General features: G+C 40.9%; 18 protein-coding genes and 1 pseudogene. 17 read left to right on the forward strand and 2 right to left on the reverse strand.

What is annotated here, in order from left to right; translation table 11 throughout:
- Positions 1-297: 297 nt before the first annotated feature.
- The 7 genes from IGI77_RS02755 to IGI77_RS02785 all read left to right on the forward strand — a co-directional run bounded on the left by IGI77_RS02755 (position 298) and on the right by IGI77_RS02785 (position 8434).
- Positions 298-4878 (forward strand): hypothetical protein, encoded by a 4581-nt coding sequence (locus IGI77_RS02755; RefSeq protein WP_438769426.1) that lies wholly within the window; start codon positions 298-300, stop codon positions 4876-4878.
- A 39-nt stretch (positions 4879-4917) separates the two neighbouring features.
- Positions 4918-5436, forward strand: coding sequence for a hypothetical protein (locus tag IGI77_RS02760; RefSeq protein ID WP_429966787.1), 519 nt, complete (start codon positions 4918-4920; stop codon positions 5434-5436).
- A gap of 25 nt (positions 5437-5461) precedes the next feature.
- Positions 5462-6025, forward strand: a complete 564-nt coding sequence (locus IGI77_RS02765; RefSeq protein ID WP_015508954.1) for a hypothetical protein — start codon at positions 5462-5464, stop codon at positions 6023-6025.
- A gap of 34 nt (positions 6026-6059) precedes the next feature.
- Positions 6060-6389, forward strand: coding sequence for an LPXTG cell wall anchor domain-containing protein (locus IGI77_RS02770; RefSeq protein ID WP_438769428.1), 330 nt, complete (start codon positions 6060-6062; stop codon positions 6387-6389).
- 172 nt (positions 6390-6561) lie between these two features.
- Positions 6562-6957 (forward strand): hypothetical protein, encoded by a 396-nt coding sequence (locus IGI77_RS02775; RefSeq protein WP_016609682.1) that lies wholly within the window; start codon positions 6562-6564, stop codon positions 6955-6957.
- Positions 6958-7081: 124 nt separating this feature from the next.
- Positions 7082-7429 carry a DUF7006 family protein gene (locus tag IGI77_RS02780; protein WP_015508957.1) on the forward strand — a complete coding sequence of 116 codons (348 nt, stop codon included), beginning with the start codon at positions 7082-7084 and terminating at the stop codon, positions 7427-7429.
- A gap of 156 nt (positions 7430-7585) precedes the next feature.
- A complete protein-coding gene (locus IGI77_RS02785) occupies positions 7586-8434 on the forward strand; it encodes a MerR family transcriptional regulator (RefSeq protein ID WP_438769430.1) in 849 nt (282 codons plus the stop codon).
- A 295-nt stretch (positions 8435-8729) separates the two neighbouring features.
- Here IGI77_RS02785 and IGI77_RS02790 read toward each other — a convergent pair whose 3' ends face one another.
- Positions 8730-9473, reverse strand: coding sequence for an EAL domain-containing protein (locus IGI77_RS02790; protein WP_010748787.1), 744 nt, complete (start codon positions 9471-9473; stop codon positions 8730-8732).
- A 135-nt stretch (positions 9474-9608) separates the two neighbouring features.
- On the opposite strand from IGI77_RS02790, the gene IGI77_RS02795 reads away from it, so the two are divergent.
- The 3 genes and pseudogenes from IGI77_RS02795 to IGI77_RS02805 all read left to right on the forward strand — a co-directional run bounded on the left by IGI77_RS02795 (position 9609) and on the right by IGI77_RS02805 (position 12096).
- A complete protein-coding gene (locus IGI77_RS02795) occupies positions 9609-10733 on the forward strand; it encodes a GGDEF domain-containing protein (protein ID WP_228074223.1) in 1125 nt (374 codons plus the stop codon).
- 448 nt (positions 10734-11181) lie between these two features.
- Positions 11182-11499 (forward strand): hypothetical protein, encoded by a 318-nt coding sequence (locus tag IGI77_RS02800; protein WP_015508959.1) that lies wholly within the window; start codon positions 11182-11184, stop codon positions 11497-11499.
- A gap of 58 nt (positions 11500-11557) precedes the next feature.
- Positions 11558-12096, forward strand: a pseudogene (locus tag IGI77_RS02805) (DUF3267 domain-containing protein).
- Between the two features lie 62 nt (positions 12097-12158).
- Here the strand turns inward: IGI77_RS02805 and IGI77_RS02810 are convergent.
- The gene (locus IGI77_RS02810) at positions 12159-13172 is read right to left on the reverse strand and encodes a LacI family DNA-binding transcriptional regulator (protein WP_438769431.1); all 1014 of its coding nucleotides are present in this window, start codon (positions 13170-13172) and stop codon (positions 12159-12161) included.
- 177 nt (positions 13173-13349) lie between these two features.
- On the opposite strand from IGI77_RS02810, the gene IGI77_RS02815 reads away from it, so the two are divergent.
- From IGI77_RS02815 to IGI77_RS02845, 7 genes are read left to right on the forward strand one after another with little or no spacing between them, the layout of a single operon-like run.
- A complete protein-coding gene (locus IGI77_RS02815) occupies positions 13350-14663 on the forward strand; it encodes an ABC transporter substrate-binding protein (RefSeq protein WP_438769433.1) in 1314 nt (437 codons plus the stop codon).
- Complete coding sequence (locus tag IGI77_RS02820; protein WP_228100629.1) at positions 14663-15538, forward strand: carbohydrate ABC transporter permease; 876 nt, start codon at positions 14663-14665, stop codon at positions 15536-15538. The genes IGI77_RS02815 and IGI77_RS02820 overlap by 1 nt, the downstream gene beginning before the upstream one ends.
- Positions 15525-16361, forward strand: coding sequence for a carbohydrate ABC transporter permease (locus IGI77_RS02825; protein WP_194187916.1), 837 nt, complete (start codon positions 15525-15527; stop codon positions 16359-16361). Before IGI77_RS02820 ends, IGI77_RS02825 begins: the two co-directional genes overlap by 14 nt.
- Positions 16362-16391: 30 nt before the next feature.
- Positions 16392-17885: an alpha-amylase family glycosyl hydrolase gene (locus IGI77_RS02830; protein WP_438769434.1), complete on the forward strand. Its 1494-nt coding sequence runs from the start codon at positions 16392-16394 to the stop codon at positions 17883-17885.
- Positions 17882-18787: a DUF1861 family protein gene (locus tag IGI77_RS02835; protein ID WP_438769435.1), complete on the forward strand. Its 906-nt coding sequence runs from the start codon at positions 17882-17884 to the stop codon at positions 18785-18787. The genes IGI77_RS02830 and IGI77_RS02835 overlap by 4 nt, the downstream gene beginning before the upstream one ends.
- Positions 18788-18798: 11 nt before the next feature.
- Positions 18799-19863, forward strand: a complete 1065-nt coding sequence (locus IGI77_RS02840; RefSeq protein WP_438769436.1) for a BtaManbiosPhlase — start codon at positions 18799-18801, stop codon at positions 19861-19863.
- Entirely contained in the window at positions 19863-21575 is a 1713-nt protein-coding gene (locus tag IGI77_RS02845) for a phospho-sugar mutase (RefSeq protein WP_438769437.1), read from the forward strand. The genes IGI77_RS02840 and IGI77_RS02845 overlap by 1 nt, the downstream gene beginning before the upstream one ends.
- Positions 21576-21637 lie beyond the last annotated feature (62 nt).

Consider the following 21637-nt stretch of genomic DNA (forward strand, 5'->3'; position numbering starts at 1 on the left):
ATTTTCCTTTGAGAAACGAGCACGCTATTCTTAGTTTAGTAAGGAACACGCGTGTCATACTTACAAATAATTTGTCCCAATAACCTTCGTTTTTGAGAATATAGAACTCGTATGTAGTTATTATTTTATGAAAACTTAATCTAACAACTTTCTCCAGACATTTGATTCATCAAAATGTCTTTTTTTGTCGTTCCCTCAAAAACGAAGAATATTGAGACAGCTTTGCGTGAAAAAGCAAGAAGCTATTCCCTAGTTTTCAGCTTTCTTAACGCAACAAAGACTTGAAGAAAGGAGGATATGATGAAATTACTTACATTGTTTTCGGCCGTCTTACTACTGAGCAGCACGGGCGTCAACACGACGATGGCGTTCCAGCAAGTTGCTTATGCAGAAACAGAGTCACTTTCTGAGGGGACGCAACAATCTTCTGGGGAGGAAACCAATAATTCTGCTGATCAATCGGAAACGCAAGAGTCAACCGAGCAAAGCAGCGAGGAACAAACAACCTCATCGGAAGCCACCGATGATTCAACGACCGCTAGCCAAGAAGAAGTAGAAGAAACTGAAGCACTGCCCGAAGCAGAAACGCCAGACAGCTCAAAAGATGAAGAGGAGCCAGAATCTGAAAACGAGCAAGTCGAAGGGTTCGATGCAGATGCTGCAACCATCCCACTGACTGTAGCAAGTGAGGCGCAATTGCGGGCAATTTTACTTGGGGAACCCTTCACCGATGAAGAGGGCACGGAGTATCGTTACGAAGAAATCGCCAATGAGCAATCGCTAGTGCTTACTTTTGCCAGCAACTTGGCATTAACTGAGCCAATCAGTGGGATCCAACGGACGAACGTTACCTTTCGTAGTCAAGAAACACCTGTGGTCGTTTCACAGACGGCAGCCGAGAACCTGATGCAGTTTGCAGCACCTGTTCAACTGACTTGGCAAGGGGTGCAGCAACAAGGCATCCAGTCAGCGCAAGGGCTGGCTCAAACAACTGGGGCATCAACGATTACTTTTGAAGATACCCAACTGGAGCTGACCACTACCGCAGGACGCGTGGTGAATAACAACCAAGCACAACTTCATTTCAAAGGAACCAATGTGGTGACGACAGCGACGTCTTCCATTCCAACCTTGTTCACGGCGGAAAGGCTTTTGGTTGAAGGGCAATTGACGATCAATCATCGCTCCTCAAATGCCACACCGATTTTTGAAATGAACCAAGTAGCAGTCGCTAGTCAAGCTGAAATTTCTGTCACTCGCAGTACCAACAGCAATACTGGCACCGTCTTTCACATGACGGGTACCGCAGCAAGCCTTGATTTTGGTCAAGGAAGTGTGACGACGATTCGCCAATCTGGTGCGATGGTCTCCTTGCCAAATGCCAATCAAGATAGCCGATTGACGTTAGCCACAGGGGCAACTCTGGATGTTGGTACAGGACAAGGACTTTCCGGGAACTCTACCAGTACGTTAGGAGAGATACGGTTACAAGCAGGTAGTCAGTTAAAGCTATCTGAGTATGGAACAGTCAGTACGACACCCGCCATCAATGTCGGACGCCGCTTCATCGTTGAAAATAGTACCGCAGACCAACCTACCATCATCGAGGGAACGCGGACGGGCACAACGACCGAGGCATTTATTCAACTTCGAAGTGCGAATTCTGCCATCGATTTGGGGGAGCACACACAAACCAAGATCTCGCAGCATGGACCAATGTTTACAGGGGTGGCGAGTTCCACGATCGTGATCCAAGACCACGTGAAAATGAACAATCAGCATAGCAACGGGTTTAATGGCAACATAGCCGTTGACAGTATTTCGATTGGTGATCAGGTGGAAATAGCCATCAGTGAACCTAGTAATGCCACTGTTGGTCAAGCGTATCGCACCTTTTTCGCAACGTCTTCGGTTCAAGTCGGCAGTCATACAACAATTGACGTACCGAGAACGCGAACGACCTCTTCAGCAAGTACATCGAATGTCGTCATCGGTTTAGCATCGAGCAACGGAAAAATCACCATTGGTGACTATTCAGAAATAGCTGTGAATCAGCGTGGGGCGTTCGTCAACGCAAGCTTGGCTCAGGTAACTTTAGGGAAATACGCGAAACTTACTGGTGTGTTAGGTCATGGCTTCACCGCTGGAACGATGGTCGATCAATTTGAGCTGCTTGAAGGGGCTGAAATCACGATTGCTGAACATTCAACGAGTGCAGCAGCCAATGCGTTTTCCGTGCAACGACGCTTCTTTCTAGGAGAAAAAGCGACGATCAATTATTCTCGCACGTCATCAGCCGCCAATCCTTTCATTGCATTGGGTTCAACGTCGGCGGCATCCCAATTTCTATCAGAAGCAAATGCAACCATCACCCTCAATCAAGTAGGACCATTGGTCACTGGTCGCAGCACAACAGATATCTATATTGGTGAAGCAAATACGATCAGCCTACAAACCGCACAAGGCTTTACCGGCGGTACCTCATCTGCTGCTTCTTCAACCATTCGCAGGTTGCATGTGGGCGATCACTCTGAGATCACCGTTTCTGGACGAAGCAATGCAAATGTTGATTTTTTCCGCTTTAGAGAAGAAATCAAACTCGGACGTGAAGCGAAAGTAACGGTCAATCATACTACGCGACAAGCAGCACGAGCGGTCTTTCGTTTAACCTTGGCGAACTCGAAATTTACGATGGAAGAAGCAAGTAAAGTCGAAGTTGATACGGGGGGACGATTTTTACAAGGCGTCGGAACGACGGATCTGCTATTTGGCGAAAATTCCTATACGAGAATCAACGCAGCGAGGGGAATGACAGGAAACACCACTGTTCGTTCCGTTACGCTTGGACAACATGCTGAAGTTCATTTGACAGAGCCAACAACGACGGCGATTCAAAATTCAGCAACAAGTCAAAACTACTCTAGAATCCAAGTGTCGCAAAGAGTGGAATTGCAAGACAATGCCACCATGACATCAAGAAGAGATCGAACAACTTCAGATTCCCGCTTTATATGGTTGACGGCTAGTAATTCATTTGTTCGGATTGGCAAAGGAGCTACCCTTGACGTGGATCAATCTGGAGGAATATTTAGAGTCACGACTTCCTCTAATTTCATTCTCAATGATGATGCGACCTTTAAAGGTGTTGCGAGAGGTTTAAATACTCAGGCGGGAGGCAATGCCTCAAGCAATCATTCGAATTCATTTGCGAATATCACAGTAGGGGCCAGAGCTAATTTTTCCATGACCGATAATCGGACAGGTATGGGAACATCGGCGGAATTTATCAATCGCCCGTTAGTCAATGTGCGGAATTCATTTTCGGCAGGAGAAGATTCTACGGTTGTATTGGAAACCATAAGAAATAAATCTGAAGTTCTTTATTTCAGACTTGTCAATGCACGATTGAATATAAACAATGTGAATTTGTTTGAAATTAGTCATCCTACGACAAGAACTGGTCAAGCCAATGCGCAATTGCAGCGTTTGATCCGATCTGCACAAAATACGGTTGCGAATGGTTTGCGAATCAATGTGGCGAGTCAAAAACTAGCAGTTTGGGAAAATGCTTCTTTAGAGGCACCAACGGAAGAATTTATCAATATTTCAGGAACGATGCGAATCAATCGAAATGGTGGCAATACCTTCCCCTATGGAGGCACAGGAAATGGCGAAGCACGTTCCAGATTGCTGAGTGGCGAACAATTCGATGGTTCCTTAGAAAGTCTTGAAACACAAACAGATATTTATCAAGTGATTGCGAAAAATAATTACAATAAAATTCGTTTTTCAGAACCAGAAGGCCTCGTTGCCCGAATCGATGCATTGAGTGATCAGTCGACTGAAATCACTGGTTCTATGTACGAGGATACCGATATCACAGTGATTTCCTATACCAATACTGACGGAGAACTCGTCGAATTAGACAAAAACTCTGAACGAATCGAATGGGGCGACTATCGTGATGAAAATCAGCTGTATCGCTATTTCCGTATTCTACTAAGAGAAAATGAACGATTGGAAACAGAGACAGAAGTGTCGATTTTCTTATCAAAACCGTCGATTGAGACCTATGTCGATGTGACCGCTCGTCAAACCGTGATTAAAGGTGTGAACTTTGAAGCATACAATATCACCTTAGATCGCTATAAAATTAATGAATTAAGCACGCAAGAAGAATTAGATGCTTTGATCCTTCAAGAAAGTCGTGCGCAAGCCGCAAACGTCTTGACGGAAGCGGATATGACGGAAGACTTTCGCATCGTAGAAACGGATCTTACACGAGAAGTCGACGAAGATGGTAGCTACTTTGCTATTCTTGAGGTGGGGAATAAAGCCTACCAGCTGACAGTCGGTATCGATGTGACATCGAAACTGGAGCATATGCGGGTGACGATCCCAACCAAAATGGTCTTCGAATCCTTGTACAACACAGCGGAATCGAATCGTAATTTTGAAAGCCAAACGTATGAGATCCGCAATCAATCGCCACTTGCCGTGGATACCTACGTCAATCAACTGGCGATCGATGATAGTGCCAGTATTGTCTTATTAGAAGCGGGAGAAGATCCTCTCGACTATGCCGAAAGTGAAAGCGAAGAAGAAGACCCAACCCTGACCTATGACGATATCTCAACCCCGCTGTTGCGATTGAATCTAAAAACGGAAGAAACACAGATCCAACTCTATGAAGCGATGGAGGAACAACACTTGGTTCGCCTAGAAGAAAGAAGCCGCGTGCCGATTTCCTTAACGGGGGACTTCTATGGAGACTATCCCCAATGGATCGTTGATACAGAAGCCGATCAAGGTGGGTATTATGAAGACTTGCTCGTACCGAAGTATCGCATCGTCTTACGCTTTGTCCCACGAGATTAAAGAAAAAAGATCGTACCAAACGTGAAGGAGGTGAATCCATTGGAGCAAACGAATCAAACCGAAACGAAGGACCGACGAAAATGGATCTTGTGGTTGTTGCTGTTGCTAGTACTTGCCGGTGGACTCGGGTACTACTTTTACCAATCCAAAGCAGCAGTCCCTTTGATCAGTGCCGACCTGTTGCCAGAATCTGGCGATGCCACCGATCAGCGATTATCTGAACGGGCGCAGGAAATTGCAGATGCGAATTATTTCACGCTGCAAATCAATCCAGAAGCCATTTTTGAAGATGGTCAAAGCACAGGATCCATCGAGATCGTCAATCCAGGCACCAATGTGTACCCAATCGCCGTGGATATCTCTTTACTGTCGAGCGGGGAAGTCATCTATTCTTCCGGTGCGATCTATCCAAACCAATTTGTTGAAAATGTCGCCTTGGCGACACCGTTGGCAAAAGGGGAATATCCCGCCAAAGCCACCATCAATATTTACGACCCTGAAAGCAAAGAAAAACAAGGGGTCACTGAAGCTGAATTAACGATTATCGTTAAGAATTAAAAAAAGGAAAAGTGAGGAAATAAAAATGAAAAAATTTGTAGCAGCCATTCTAAGTACAGCAACGATCGCAGGAGTAATCGCAAGCGGCACCACCGCTTTTGCGACACAAACCATTGACGGACGTGAAGGCGATACGTCAGGAGATGTCCAAGTAAACGGGATCATCGGATCATTCGATAACACAACCCCTGGACCAAATCCCGACGATTTGAACCAATGGATCAATGTGACGATTCCAACGACTGCTTTGTTCTATACGACAGAAGAGTCAAGCCACAAAGAGATCGTTTCACCTAGCTACACTGTGACAAATAACTCAGCAGTTGGTGTGATCGCTTCTGTTGCGGGTGTCGATACACCATTGAATATGGATGAAGTAGACTTGTTAAACGTAAATGGTATCGAGTTGTTTGAAAACGGCACACCAACCGTAGCAGAAACAGAATTATTTACCCTTGAAGGCAACCAAGGTACGAATGTAGGAACATTTGCGTTCACTGGTGAAGCAACACCGACCGATGCATCAGAAGAATCAAATCCAAGTTTCAAATTGGTCTTGAGCTTTGCGCCGGATGTAGAGGAAGACTAAGAATTGAAATCCCAGTAAAGAAGGGATCTATCGTATGAAAAAACGAAAACGAATCGTTCTTTTCGTAGCTGTGTTACTGACTCTGACTGTCTGGGATCTATCGGAAACCAGCGTCGCAGAGGCGACGACAGGGCAAGTCTCTGTGACTGGTCGAATCGGTGAAACGGTGACGCAAGAGGAAGAAGCAGACGATGACAATAAGAAAACGATCGTAGCAGATGGTTCTCAAATTGGACAAGGAAAATTACCACAAACAGGTTCGTCAAACACAAGCGGTTTGATCATTCTTGGGTATGCACTCCTAGTACTGTTTGTCGTCGCAGTAACAAGAAAAAAGAAACACGGTGAAAGCGTCGCTCCTTAACTATAGGCATCGCTAGAAGCGTAAAGGAGAAACTGTGGGGAAAACTTGCAGTTTCTCTTTTTTTGATGAAAGATTTAACAAAAAATGGACCAAAAGAAGAAACAGTACTTAGTGATACCACAAACGCTGTATAAGTGAGGTCAGTGATAGCTTTGAAAGAAGGATAAAGAAGATGAAAATCAAGAAAGAAGCGTTTGAAAGAACCATCCTAAATAGTGAATACATCGGGTACTATACCCATCTGCTGAGTGCAGATACTTGCCCGTATCACCAAGGAAAGCAACTCGATACCATGCGTTACTTACTAGAAAACGATCGTATAGAAGAAATAAAAGCCAGTGCTCGCTATTTATTTCCATTACGTAAATATAAATTACCCAGCAACCTGCAAAAAGAGTATCAATTATTAGAAGAATGTGTCTCCTTTATCTCAAGCTTAAACACCCATCTGCTGATTCCTCAAGCAGCCATTGAGCAAAGTCTGTCAATCAAGGCAGAAAATGGAGCAAAAGATCAAAAAGAGCATTACAAGCAGTTGGTCAGAGGATTGCTGGATATTCTGCATTGACGCCTGTACCTGGGTGATTTTTCAGCAGCTAGAAAAAATAGTGAATGAATATCTAGAAGAACAAGCTGAGCTTTAGGAAGAAAATAACGGGGCTTGTTCCCCTCAAAGAAAGGAGTAAAAAAGCATGACGGTATTTACTTCAAAAACAGAATACCTTGATGGATTTCAAAAGAAATTTGCGGAGTCACACCGCGCCAATGGCGATTTAGCGGCGTATGTTGAAAAGCAATTGGCCCTCCTTGATGAATTGGTAGCAGCCATTTCACCAGAAACATTTTGGGCGATCACCCCAGATATTTTGGGCATCGACGCCAAACTGGTCTTAGTCACAGAAATGATGCGATTCGACGATTTTTCCGACAATGAGATCATTCGAATCGTTGAAAATGATTACCGCTTTTATCTAAAAGAACTGTGTGGTTACAATCTAGGAACAAAAGCGAAACATTCTCTGGTTTTCAATGTGAGATAAACAGTAAAATGAGTGAACTTTAGGGAATAGAGGCCTCAAAAGGCTTTTCAAACAATCCTGCAAAATCAAAAAGCAATCGTATAAGCCATTTCATTTAAGTAATCATTGACTCTACCCCTAGGGGTGGGGTTATTCTTGTTTTAGGAGGGAAATAGAATGAGAATAAGTGAAGTGGCAAAACGGGCAGAGCTGACAAAAAAAGCTGTTTTATATTATTGTGAGCAAGGCTTACTTTTCCCAAAAATTCTAGAAAATGGCTACCGTTCCTTCTCTGAAGCAGATGTTATACGGTTGCAGACGATCGGCTTATATCGAAAACTAGGGTTGAGCGTTGCGGAAATCAAAGCATATTGCGCGCATCCAGAGTATTTGAAACAAATCATTCAGGAAAGAAAACAAGCAGCCCGAAAATTAGAAGAAATCATCCAGCTTTTGGATGCGCTCGCTGATGGAAGACCAATAGAGGAACTGGCAGAAGAAATCGGATCCCTAGACAAAAAAAAGACGATCATGACAAAGCTATTCGAATTGTTTCCTAGTAACTACGGGCGTTTGATTGGATTTCACTTTTCTTGCTATTTAGACGAACCAATTGAAACAAAGGAGCAGCAACAAGCTTTTCAAGAAATCGTGGAATTTTTGGATACTACAGATCCGTTCGTTTTATCAGAAGAATTGACGCTTTTTTTGGAAGAACACACGCCTTCGTTTACGAAAGAACAAGTAGAGGAAATGCGCGTGTTCAAAGAACAAAGTCTTAGTAATTACAGTAACTTTGTCAAAAACAATAAAGAGACAATCCAAGCATACCTTGCGTTTAAAGCAAGTCCTGCATATCTCGATTCACCATTAAAACAAATCGAAGAGCGGATGAAGCATTTTTACCAATCAAGCGGTTATTATGAAAAATTTATTCCTGCTATGAGGCGAGTAAGTCCTTCTTATGAAGCCTATTACCAAAAGCTGTTAGCAGCAGATGAGATGGAACAAAAACATCTAAAATGAAAAGAAAGCGAAACACCACTGGAACGTATCCTGTAGAGTGTTTCGCTTTCTTTGATTTCTGTGGGTGGGATGGATTGGGTAAAGCAATGTTCCTATCGTTTCTTCCCCTGTTTGGATAAAATCTCTGTTGGAATGATTGAATTGAGTTCAGGAAAATCACCGTTAAAACGATGCCGAATCAGCAAAAATTCTGCAAATAAAATTATTTGTGTTATATTTGAAGGGCATCTGTTCATTTTTTTAATAATCGTTTATTTTTGATCGCGTATAATGAGAAAAATAAACGATGCGAGGACTATTTTTTTCGCTTTAATTGATCAGCTGGGGCAGGTTTGTCCAAATAAAACCCTTGTTGAAGAAAAATCTCTTCTTCAAGTAGGTACTCATGGATATCCGAGGTTTCGACCCCTTCGACAATAAATTGGATTTTACGATTGCTGGCGATATTTCGCCAGAAGTCGATCAAAAAGAAAATCTCTTTTTGGGACAGGACTCGCAACGAGATAGGCGAAAACTTGATCACATCGATTTTATCCAGCATCGGTGCAATATTTGTCAGTGAATGAATGCCTGTCCCTACATCATCCAATGCGACAGAGAAGCGCATCTTTTTTATTTGGTTGATTTTGTTCATAAGAAAGGACTTGGGATCACAAGCGATAGAAGGTTCTGTATCGTCTTCGGTGATCTCAATCAAAATACGATCATGGTACGGAGCTAAATCAGCTAACATCAAAAAGGTTTCTGGGTAGCTGAGTTGTTGCGGGTGGATATTGAGACTGATTTTTGTTTCTTCGTTCGGATGAAGCAAGCTGAAAATTTCATTTCGATACCACTGCAGTAAACGAGTATGTAATTTTTTGTATTTGATCACTTGCTGGAAGAAGGAAAGGGGAAACCTATTTCTTTCGGTACTTCTCAATAATAATTCGTAGCCAATCACTTTCTGACTATCTGCTTTCATTTGAAAGATAGGCTGGGCATCAAAATATAATTGGGGAAATATCGATAAGAGTTCTTGTTCTATTTTCTCAGACATTGGTTTCTGCTCCTTTCTGGGGTCGCTTTATTTTTGGTTTCATGAAGTGCAGGAAAAAAAGCTTATTTCGTGCGCTGCATCGTTAAAGAATCGAGCCTTTCAAAATCATGGGCGAACGATTTTAAAGAAAAATCTATGAAAGAAAGAAGGAGTAGTGTGTTTGTCCATCTGATTTATGCTGCGATCTATTCTGTGTTAGTCGTGAGCTTGCTCATTTCGTATGATTTGTTTATCAAGAACTTCAAAGAATTGAATTTACGCCTGTCGTTTAAAATTCTTATTGGTATTGTTTTGTTTATTTCGCAAGTCTACTTTATTATATCATTTTCTTTGAACAGTATCGGTTATGTTGCGTATGAATATACGATTCCAATCTTTATTTATTATTTTGGCATTCTCAAAGAAAAAATCTATCTGGTTGGGTTAGTACCCGTCATTTTGCTGACCTTTTTTGCATTGATCAATAAATTTGAATGGGAAGCCATGCTCTTTATTATCGGATTAAATTACATCATTTTAATCGTTACGGGCTTATTAAAGAAAAGATTTTATGGACAACCAAATCACACAGCATTTTACCTATTTTCGATTTTCGTTACGGTTGTCTCGCCGATGCTCAACGCCTTGCTTTTTTATCGCCGCGAAATTAGCGTTTGGGATGTAGTGTCTTTAGGCATTGGATCTGTGGGGATCGTTTCTTTATGGAAGTATTATTTGCAGAATCAAAAAAATTTCCTGGAAAAAATTAACACAAAAATCATTGAACGCAATTATGATGAGTTGACCAAGGTGAAAAATTTCCGCAGTCTGAACGAGGATATTTCAAAGCTGGCGCTACTTGAGAAGGACCAGCTCGTCGTGGTGATGATGGATTTAGATCATTTTAAGCGCATCAATGATCACCATGGACATCAAATCGGCAATCAAGCCCTATCCTTCTTTTCGGAAAAACTGATGACGTTTCTCTACCAGAAAAGTCCTTCCCATTTAGTCGAAGTCTATCGATATGGCGGCGAAGAATTTTTAGTCCTATTTAAAGAGAATACTTCTGATGCTGTGAAAAAAATTATTGAAGAATTCCATTTGTTTTTAAGCAATGAACAGTTGAAATTAGAAACCGCCCAACTGACCCTTTACTTTTCGGCAGGGATTTCAGAAGCAGCCTCTGCGTTAGACATTTCAGAAACCTTTTACCAAGCAGATCAAGCATTGTACGAAGCCAAAAGGAAGGGCAGAAACCGCACGATTATTTTTTCTTGAGACGTTTGCTTTTCTAAAGAAGGTTTCGCAGTCTTTTCTCAAGTAGATCGGGTGTTGTAGGAAACCAAAAGGAAAGACAAGGTCGTATGATTTTTTTAGACGAATGTTTTTCAGAAGAAGTTTTAATAAAGAGACAAGGTTCGCAGGCTTCTTTGTCCAGCGTCGTAGCTTTTTCAAAAGGAAGAGAGGAAGCAATCTGGTAAGTATAACGGTTTACCGATTATCTTGAGAGGTTAATTGAAGGGAAAAAACAAGTAGAGTGCTTTTTAAGAAGTGGGAAGAAACCACTTCTTTTTTTGCACCAAGCATTGGGCAGTCGCGCTTGGCAGCATCGACTTGGTTTTCTGGCGTGTTTACAGTCTTTAAAAGCAATGGTATATTTATTTGATAAGTAAATAAAATTATTTTGTACCTGTGCGTAACGATTACTGACTAAGGAGACTTCCCCATGAAACCAATTCGGCGAATACTGTACCAAAGTGTTTTGTACGTAGCTATTCCTTTGATCGTGAGTCTACTGATTGGCTACCTAGCCAAATGCTCACTCCTGATTCCTGCCTCCATTATTTATGGCGTTCTTTTAGTGTTTATGATCCCTTCCGACAGCTTTTTATCAAGCAGCGTGGACTACCAAACGAAAAGCATGAATCCAAGTTTTCGTCCTCCGCCATTAAAGAGAAGGTTTGAAAGTGCGCCAGAGATGATCAATTTCCTCTTCGTTTTAACTGCACTGGTTTTGTGTTTGCTGCTCTTATTGGTTAGGTAAAGGGAATTCATAGAAATCATGTACTAAGAAGAATGACAAGAAGAAGAGGAGAACAGCGATGAAATTACTCAAACAAATCAATTTGATGGATGATAAAAAAACAATAAAGAGATTGAATCTCGCGGCGATTCCTAGTTTTATTTTTTTCTATGTGTTCTTTACACTCTTTGTCTTAGGTGGTCATGGGTCAAATGCTGAAACTTCGTTTATTTTCGATCTTTTGATCTTAATGGTTGCATATTTTATTCTCATCATTATTCATGAATTGATCCATGGTGCCTTCTTCAAGCTTTTTGACCCTAAAGGGAAGGTAAAGTTTGGGTTCAAAAATGGCGTAGCATATGCCACGAGTCCCCATTCCTTTTATTCAAAAGGGAAATTTGCCATCATTTTATTGGCGCCATTCCTTGGCATTTCTGTGGGTCTCTTTCTATTTTATTTATTTGGCTGGTTGACGGCATCTCTTTTACCTTGATTGCTGCCGCACATGCCGCTTCTTGTGTGGGAGACTTTTACTTTCTTTTTCTGATTGTTAAAGCACCAGCGAACAGTTGTGTAGAAGATACTGAAGTGGGGCTGAATATTTATCAAAAATAAGATTTTCTCCATATGATCGAAGCTTTGCAAATAAGGTAGGAAAAGGCGTTGAATCAATTGATTCAACGCCTTTTTATCGTTATCTCACTCTTTTTTAGCTTCACAGAATCATGTATGTTTAACTGCGGGACAATTTGATAATGGGTAAGCGGTTCTTCAGGAGCATTAATACGATTCAAGAGGGTTTTTACTGCCAGTTTTCCCATATAGTCAAGGTTAGTTGCAATATTTGTAATCTGCGGGACTGCCATTCGTGTAAACTCAGTTTCATCAAAACAGAGAATACTGATATCGTCAGGAATGATGAACCCAGCAGATTGCAGATAACTGTTCAACATAAATGCCAAGCCTGAATTTACACAAAACCAAGCTTCAGGCATTTGTTCAATTTTTTTAAGTCGTTCAAATAAAGCACCTTGCGACTCTTCGATTTGCGTTATTTCGATAGCGGAGTCTAATGATATTTCATTTTCACATAATGCTCGATGATAGCCTCTATATCGCTCAAGATAGCTTGGCGAAAAGTCAATATCGCCGATGAATCCAATCCGTGTAAGACCATTTTGAATCAAAAGCGATATAGCTTGAAATGTGCCGTCTGTATTTTTAGATAAAATTGCATCGGCCATTAAGTCTGGATGGTGATGATCGACCAGCACGACTGGAATTCCAGTTTGAATCATCCTTTTTATTAAAGCGTTTTTGCTGTGTGAAAGAATGAAGATTCCATTATATTCATTCACATCTGGCGGCACAGAGGTTTGCAGTTCTTTTTCTGTAATTGTATGACGCTCTATTTGGTATCCAGCATTGTGGGCAGCGGTTTCAATGCTTTTAATGATTTCCCCGAAAAAGCTGATCTGAGAGAAGGCAAATTCGGTAGCCATTAAAAGAAACCGTTTATCTTCTGATAATGAGGAAGCTTTTTTGTAGTGATAGCCAAGTTCATCAGCTTTGTTTTTCACTAACATTCTTGTTTGTTGACTTACACCAGGCATATTGCGCAATGCTTGAGAAACAGAATTTTTAGATATACCAAGTGCATCTGCGATATCTTGCATGGAAGCTTTTTTCATATACTCACCTAAATTCATTTTGTGTTTATATCGATTATAGCACACTATTTACATATTGCATAAAAATAATTACAAAAAGTAATTCGTAATTATACTTACGTAATGTTGACAATTTTAATTACGGATGATATGATTCTTTTGTAAAAAAGAAAACGGTTACTAATAGGAGGAAACCTCATGAAAATGAAAAAAATTCTTTTTGGTGCAACGGCAATTTTAGTGGGAACAACATTACTTTCTGCATGTGGAGGCAATTCAGAAGATTCAGCTGCAAATGATGAAAAGACCAACATTACATTTTGGGCCGCTCCAAATCCAACTCAGTTGAAGTATTGGCAAGAAATGGCCGATGAATTTGAAAAGCAAAATGAGGACATTACAGTTGAAGTAACTCAAATGAAGGAAAGTCCCTCTTCAGAAGCGACGATTCAAAGTGCGATTGCTTCCAACACTGCACCAACTTTGTCTGAAAACATCAATCGAAGTTTTGCGGCTCAGTTAGCTGCTAGTGAAGCAATTCTTCCACTTGAACAGCAAGCCTCTTTCGATACGATCGTGGAAGACCGCAACATGAAACAAACGATTGATAGTTGGAAATTCTCAGATGATAGTCAGTATGTTCTGCCCGTATACTCTAATCCAATTCTCTTTGGCTGGCGTTTAGACATTTTAAATGAACTTGGAATCAATGAGGTGCCAAAAACTTACACTGAATTATTACAAGTGGTGGACAAAGTAAAAGATACGGATAAAGCACTTTGGGCGAAAAAAGATTTGACCGATCCAACAGCATGGATGCGCTGGTTTGACTTCTTCCCTCTATATAATGCGGCAAGTGAGGGGGCAGGATTTGTCGAAAACAACAAGTTTTCTGCAGATGAAACAGCAATGAATAATGTATTCGAACTGATGAGTACATTAGCAGATGAGAACGTTTTACGGACGGGCGAAGCCACTGATCCCTTTGAAAACGGGGATAGTATTATGACTGATTTAGGTCCTTGGACGTTCCCTAATTGGGAAGAAAAGTATCCTGAACTGAAATTTGGTGAAAATTATACGGTAACTGCACCTGTTGTCCCAGATGCCTTAGCTGATACTGAACATGTTTCGACCTATGCGGACGCGAAAGGAATTGTCATGTATGCTCAAGCCACTGAAGAAGAACAGGAGGCAGCTATGAAGTTTTTATCATTTGTATATTCCGATGAAAACAACGATATGAAATTGTTAGAGATGACGTCGCTGATTCCAGCAAGGGATGATGCAACAGAAAATGATACTTTCAAAGCATATTTTGAAGAAAATCCAGCAATGAAAGTTTACGCAGAAAACGTACCTTATGCAGTTCCGGCAATGGATAATGAGAAATACAATGATATTCAGCAAGTTTTTGGAGAACAAGCATGGGTGCCAGTGGTACGAGGTGAAAAAGATGCAAAAACAGCTGTAACCGATGCGAGGACGGCTGTTGAAGGGGCGCTTCAATAATGAGCAAGAACACAAAATTGGGCTGGTCGTTTACCAGCCCATACCTGATTTTTACTTTGATTTTTTTCCTGCTTCCATTACTCTGGTCCTTTTGGCTTGCTCTAACGAGTTGGAATATGATCTCGCCTACAGTTGAATTTGTTGGTTTCCAAAATTTTATCGACGCCTTTAAAAGTCCTGCAATTCAATCTGCATTTGTCGTGACCTATAAGTTTCTAGTTATATTTGTCCCTATGGCGCTGATCTTGTCTATGGGTATCGCTCTGCTGGTCAACAGCTTGCCAAAGTTAAAAGGATTGTACATGGTTGCGTTTTTCCTTCCTTATCTATCAAGCGGAGTCGTTACTTCCTTAATAGTAAAGGGGCTGCTATCTTATAACGGGCCTTTTAATACCTTTTTACGCACAAAATTAGGCTGGGATATTGATTGGCTGGGAAATCCGCATACAGCGATAATGATCGTATCACTGATGATTGCGTGGAAAATGTCTGGATACTATGCCTTGATATTGATATCCGGGTTAGGAAATATCAACAAAGAAATTTATGAAGCAGCTGCAATTGATGGTGCAAGCCGATGGACTAGGTTTTGGAAAATTACCTTCCCGATGCTTTATCCAGCGTTTTTTACCGTCACCGTATTGGCTGTAGGGATTAGTTTTGGGATTTTTACAGAAGTGTATCAGCTGACTGGAGGAGGACCAAACTTTGCTACAAACACTTGGCAAATGGAAATTTACAATCAGGCATTCGTTAATCTTAAGTCAGGGTACGCATCTGCCGTTGCTCTCATGGCTTCGGTTGTGACCTTTGCATCAATCGGTGTGATTCGTAAGTTATTAGAAAAATGGGGTGAAAAAAATGGGTGGTCATAAACGTACAAAAGGAAAAAACAGTTTGCTTTATTTAGCAACGACAGCGGTCATGCTGATTATGACGTTTCCTTTCGTTTATTTAGTGCTGCATTCATTTGCTGCGTGGGACCAAGTAGATCGCAAAATTATCCCCACAACATATAGTTTGCGTTCTTGGACATGGTTATTTGGCGGATCACCTACATCAGCCGACGTACCTTGGATCGGAGCATTTGTCAATACAACGATCGTTGCTTCGATTGCAACGTTTTTAATGATGGTATTTGCTCTAATGGTAGGCTATGCTTTAGCGAAAATCGAGTTTAGAGGAAAAAAATTAGTCAATAATTTTATCCTTTTTCAAATGTTCTTTCCAGCCATCATCCTATTGATCCCACAGTTTTTGATGGTGACTAGAGCTGGATTTCTCGATTCTTATGCCGGGATGATCATTCCAACAGCGATCAGTTTATGGGCGATTTTTATGTACACAAATTTTTTCAAAGCGATTCCTGACACGCTCATTGAAGCAGCTAAATTAGATGGCGCTACAGAACTTCAAGTATTGTTTAAGGTTGTTTTACCGATGTCAAAATCGATTACCACGGTAATTTTCTTATTTCTTTTCACAGATCGCTGGACAAATTTACTTTGGGATATGATTGTTTCAAAAAGCGACAATACAGTGACTTTGAATGTATTGATTTCACAAATGTTTGGTCCTTATGGGACTTATCCCGGACCTATGTACGCTGCGTCTGTATTGTTGACACTGCCGTTGATTGTCTTGTTTTTGATTTTTTCAAAGCGATTCCAAGACGGCATGCAATTTACATTAAAATAAGAGGTTAAGTATATGTGGTGGGAAAATGCAGTGTTTTATGAAATTTATATTCCTTCTTTTGCAGACAGCGATGGGGATGGAATTGGGGATATTGAGGGGATTCGATCTAGATTGTCTTATTTAAAAGCAGTCGGCATTGATGCAATTTGGTTGACTCCCTTTTATCCTTCACCAAAAGTAGACAACGGCTATGACGTTTCGGATTATTGTGCGGTTGATCCGCAATATGGATCACTGGAGCAGCTGATTCGTTTGATTGAAGACGCACATCAACTAAAAATCAAAATAATCATTGATGTTGTCTTCAACCATACATCAACGAATCATCCTTGGTTTATCGAGGCTGGTTCCAGTAAGGAAAGCTTGAAACGAGATTGGTACATTTGGCGTGATTCTCCTAATAACTGGGAAAGTTTCTTTGGCGGGTCAGCATGGTCATTTGATGAGATTACAAAGCAATATTATTACCATAGTTTTGCTGAGGAGCAAGCTGATTTAAACTGGCAGAATAAAGAGGTAAAACAGGCTATTCTCCAAGTAATACAGTTTTGGTTAGAACGAGGTGTAGACGGGTTTCGATTTGATGTAATAAACAATCTTACCGTGAACGATCAATTTAGCGATAATCCAATCGGAGAAGACGGCAGACAAATACACCGTTACGATGTGAACCAATCAGGGATCATGGAGACTTTAAAAGAGCTGAACGAGTGGATCAAAGAGCAAAATCCAGAAGTGTTCACGGTAGCAGAAATTAGTTCGGATCATCTGTCGCTGATCAACAGCTATACAGATGAGGCACACTTTGACACGGCATTTCATTTTAATTTGGGCAGTATGAAGCATCTAGATCTTCAAAAACTGACAAAAGAATTCCAAGAGATGAGTAAACAAAACAAGATACCGACACTTTTCTTTAATAGCCATGATATGAGTCGTTCGTGGAATCGATTAGCGAATAACGACTATTCTCTTTACCAATTGTTCGCTGTTTTTGTACTGATCAACAGGGGGATTTCTTTCTTGTTTCAAGGGGAAGAGCAAGGGGCAGCCGACTATGAAGCACAATCTTTTGAGGATATCAGAGATATTCAAGCAAAAAATAAATACCGGGAAACATTGCTTTCTATGAGTGAAGATCAAGCACTCTTGGAGGCCTATCAAGTGAATCGGGACCGTTCAAGAGGGATGATTGCATGGAACAATGATCAAAACGCTGGTTGGATCGGAATCGGGCCAAGAAATCCTGAAGCAGATCATATTCTTACACTATACAAGCAATTGATTCAATTGAGAAAAGCAGAAGGACCTTTTCAGACGATTAAAATGATCGAGCTGCAAGAAACATGTTTGAGTTATCGGACAGAAAACTTGCATATCATTCTGAATTTTGGAAAAAGAAAAGTGCAGCATCCGTTACAAGTGAAGATGATCACTCTTTTTGGCAGGGGGATGTTGAGTACTGATGGAAACTTGGTCCAAGTTCCACCGAAAGCTTGTTGGATAGGAAAGGAGCATCTATGATTCATATCAAAACATTATTAAATGAGTATCGTAAGAAACAGTCGAAAGAAGCAAAAGAGGCTTCGGTCTTAAAGTTTTCCGGTGTTGGAAATAGAGACGTCTATAATATTACGGCTCCATTTGAATTATCTGGAAAAAAAGTAATTGCTGGGCGTGTGGAGTCAAGAGACAGCGAAGTATCTTCAGTAAATTTATTTGAGGAATCGGAAGCTGATCAATGGGTCAAAATTGCTGACGGAATAGATTTGCCGTTGCAAGATCCATTCTATACCCGAATTAATGGGAAAGTAATTCTTGGAGGAGTTGAAGTCATTTTCTTTGAAAATGGAGAAGCGAGTTGGCGTACTGTATTTTACCAATTAAACGATTGTTCCTTTGCTAAGAAACTTTTTGAAGGACCATGGGGAATGAAGGATCTGCGTTTGAAACAGTTATCTTCAGGAAACATTCTGATCTTGACTCGTCCGCAAGGCAAAAAGGGCGGACGCGGAAAAATAGGTGTAACGATGGTTAATGATCTTGATGAGCTTACCATTGAAATTATTGATGATGCCCCACTATTGTCGAATCAATTCTGTGACAGTGAATGGGGAGGAGGCAATGAGATTTACGAAATCGATGGCAGAGTTTGGGTTTTAGGACATATCGCTGCTTTTGATGACCAAGGGAATCGTCATTATTATGCTATGCGCTTTTGTTTGGACTGGGAAACACCTGCAATGGTTGAAGCCAAAATCATTGCAGAAAGAAAAGATTTTGCATCAGGTCCGATGAAACGACCTGATTTAGAAGATGTCGTCTTTAGCGGTGGTCTTCACTTTGTTGGAAAAGATGCTGTGTTATATGCAGGCATCAGTGATGCAGGCGCTCAGAAACTTAAAATAGAAAATCCATTTAGATAGAGGTTAATTAGATGAAAATAGAACGTTTTGATGAAAATCCATTAATTACGCCAGCTGATGTGAAACCGCTGCATGACGGATATGAAGTTATCGGCGCATTTAACGGTGGTGTTGCAAAATACAAAGATGAAATTCTGTTGTTGTTACGGGTAGCGGAACGTCCAATTTCGGAGGATCCGAATGTAATCAAGGCTCCAGTGTTTGACCCGAAGACACAATCAATGGAAGTTTTGGCTTTTCAGCGCGATGATGAAGAATATGATTTTGAAGATCCTCGGATGATTCGAAAAAAAAATAAATTAGATAGTTTTGTTTATTTAACCTCTTTATCCTATATTCGAATCGCTCGCAGTAAAGATGGCCATCATTTTACTGTAGATGATCAGGCATTCTTGTATCCATTTAATGACTATCAAACATTCGGGATTGAAGATGCTCGATGCACCCAAATCGGTGATACTTACTATATCAATTTCAGTTCTGTTTCGCCCGTCGGTGTCTGCGACTCCCTAGTATCTACGAAAGACTTTCAGTCTTATTGTGATTTAGGAAATATTTTCGCGCCAGAGAATAAAGATGTGCTGATTTTCCCAGAAAAAATCAACAACCAGTATTATGCGCTGCATCGACCTTCATTAAAGAGTATTGGTAATTATGATATATGGATAGCCTCTTCGCCAGACTTGGTGAGTTGGGGGAATCATCATCATCTTCTAGGTGTTCGCGAAAATAGTTGGGACAGCGGTCGTATTGGCGGTGGCTTGGTTCCGATTAAAACCGATGAAGGCTGGCTGGTTCTTTATCACGGAGCCACGCCGGAGCACCGTTATTGCATGGGCGCAGCGCTTCTTGATTTAAACGATCCAACTAAGGTGATTGCAAGAAGCAAACAACCAATCATGGAACCAGAAGCGAACTATGAGAAAAACGGCTTTTTTGGTGATGTTGTTTTTGGTTGCGGAGGAATAGCCGTTCGTGATCAATTAACTATGTATTACGGTGTCGCCGATACATCAATGGCTGGCTGTACTTTTTCAATTACAGATATTATGAAACAAGTAAAAGAGGAAAGCTAATGAATTGGCAGCAAAAACTTAGGGAATGGCAATCCTGTGAACATTTGGATTCGGGAATGAAAGATCAGTTAAAGACTCTGTCTGACCCAGCCGAATTGGAAGAACGTTTTTATAAATATCTATCTTTTGGAACAGGCGGGATGCGTGGAGAATTAGGGGTCGGAATCAATCGCATCAATGATTATACAATTAAACGAGTCGCTCTTGGTTTAGCACAGTACATCAGTGAAGCTGGAGCTTCTCAGCAAGGTGTGGTGATTTCTTATGATAATCGTCACGGTTCGCAACGATTTGCAAAATGGACAGCGCGTGTACTTGCTAGCCAAGGGGTAAAGGTTTATTTGTCCGATCAGTTGCGCCCCACTCCTCAACTATCCTTTCTCGTGCGTCATTACCATGCCTTTGCGGGTGTTATGATCACAGCGAGTCACAATCCGAAAGAGTACAATGGATTCAAAGTCTATGGATCAGACGGAGGTCAAATTACTCTTGCAGCTGCAGAACGGTTGCTGACAATTTTGAATGAAATACAAAATGAACTTGCCATTGAAGCTGAACCGTTGTCGGCTTATGTAAACAATAAAATAATTAATCTTTTTGGGGAAGAAGTTGATACGCTTTACTTAGAAAAATTGGCTCTTGTTAGTCAAAACCCAGTACAAACCAGCCGTTTTGGTTCAAATGTATCAATTGTTTACAGTCCGCTGCATGGTTCGGGAAATATTCTCGTACAAAAGGCGTTCCAAAAATTAGGCTTTACCAATCTCCGAGTCATAAAAGAGCAGGCGGTGCCAGATCCAGATTTTTCAACAGTCATGTCACCAAATCCAGAAGATGAGCAGGCATTTGCTTTGGCATTAGATGAGGCTGCAGTCAGACCAGCACAGCTTATACTCGCAACGGATCCTGATGCGGATCGTTTGGGTGCTGTGGTGATTAAAAATGGGGAACCGATCTTTTTGAATGGAAACCAAATTGGGGTTTTGATACTCGATTATATCATTCGATCCACTAAAGAGCACGAAAGGTTAAAAGATTTTTTCATTGCCAAAACGATTGTGACATCTGATTTAGGAGAAAAAATTGCAGCTGCTCATGGGATCGAGACAAGAAACACGCTGACGGGGTTTAAGTTTATTGGGGAACAAATCCAGTTGTCAGAAGCAAAGGAAGATAAGCACTTTCTTTTTGGGTATGAAGAAAGTTTTGGCTATCTTGCCGCCACTTTTGTAAGAGACAAAGATGCGATTCAAGCTGCTATTTTATTAGCTGAAACTGCGTTAAGTTGTTTTTTTGATGGTATCGATCTGATAGACCGATTGAATGACATTTATGAACAATATGGTTATTATGCGGAATGTTTAGAAACTCAAATGTTTCCAGGAAAAGACGGACTGATACAAATGAATTGGCAATTAGATGATTTAAGGTCTCAGGGGTTTATTCAATTAGACGGATTTGAATTACTATGCAAAGAAGATTACCTTAGTTCAGAACGCTGGATTTCAGACGATCAAAAAAGCTTGCTGACATTGCCATCTTCTAATGTCTTAAAATATATTTTTAAAGATGGCTCTTGGCTTTGTCTCAGACCATCTGGAACGGAACCTAAATTTAAGATTTATTATTCGGTTCATGGGAAAAGCAAGGTAGAGACAGCAAATAAACTGGAAAATCTGAAAGCCGCATTTCATCGATTGATCAAAAAATGAAAGAGCAAGCCACCTTTTCTGGTTCCTAACGCGAGCGTGTCTGATTCAATAAAAAGAGAATC

The organism is Enterococcus sp. DIV0213h, from assembly GCF_051711285.1.
GTDB classification, from domain to species: domain Bacteria; phylum Bacillota; class Bacilli; order Lactobacillales; family Enterococcaceae; genus Enterococcus_D; species Enterococcus_D casseliflavus.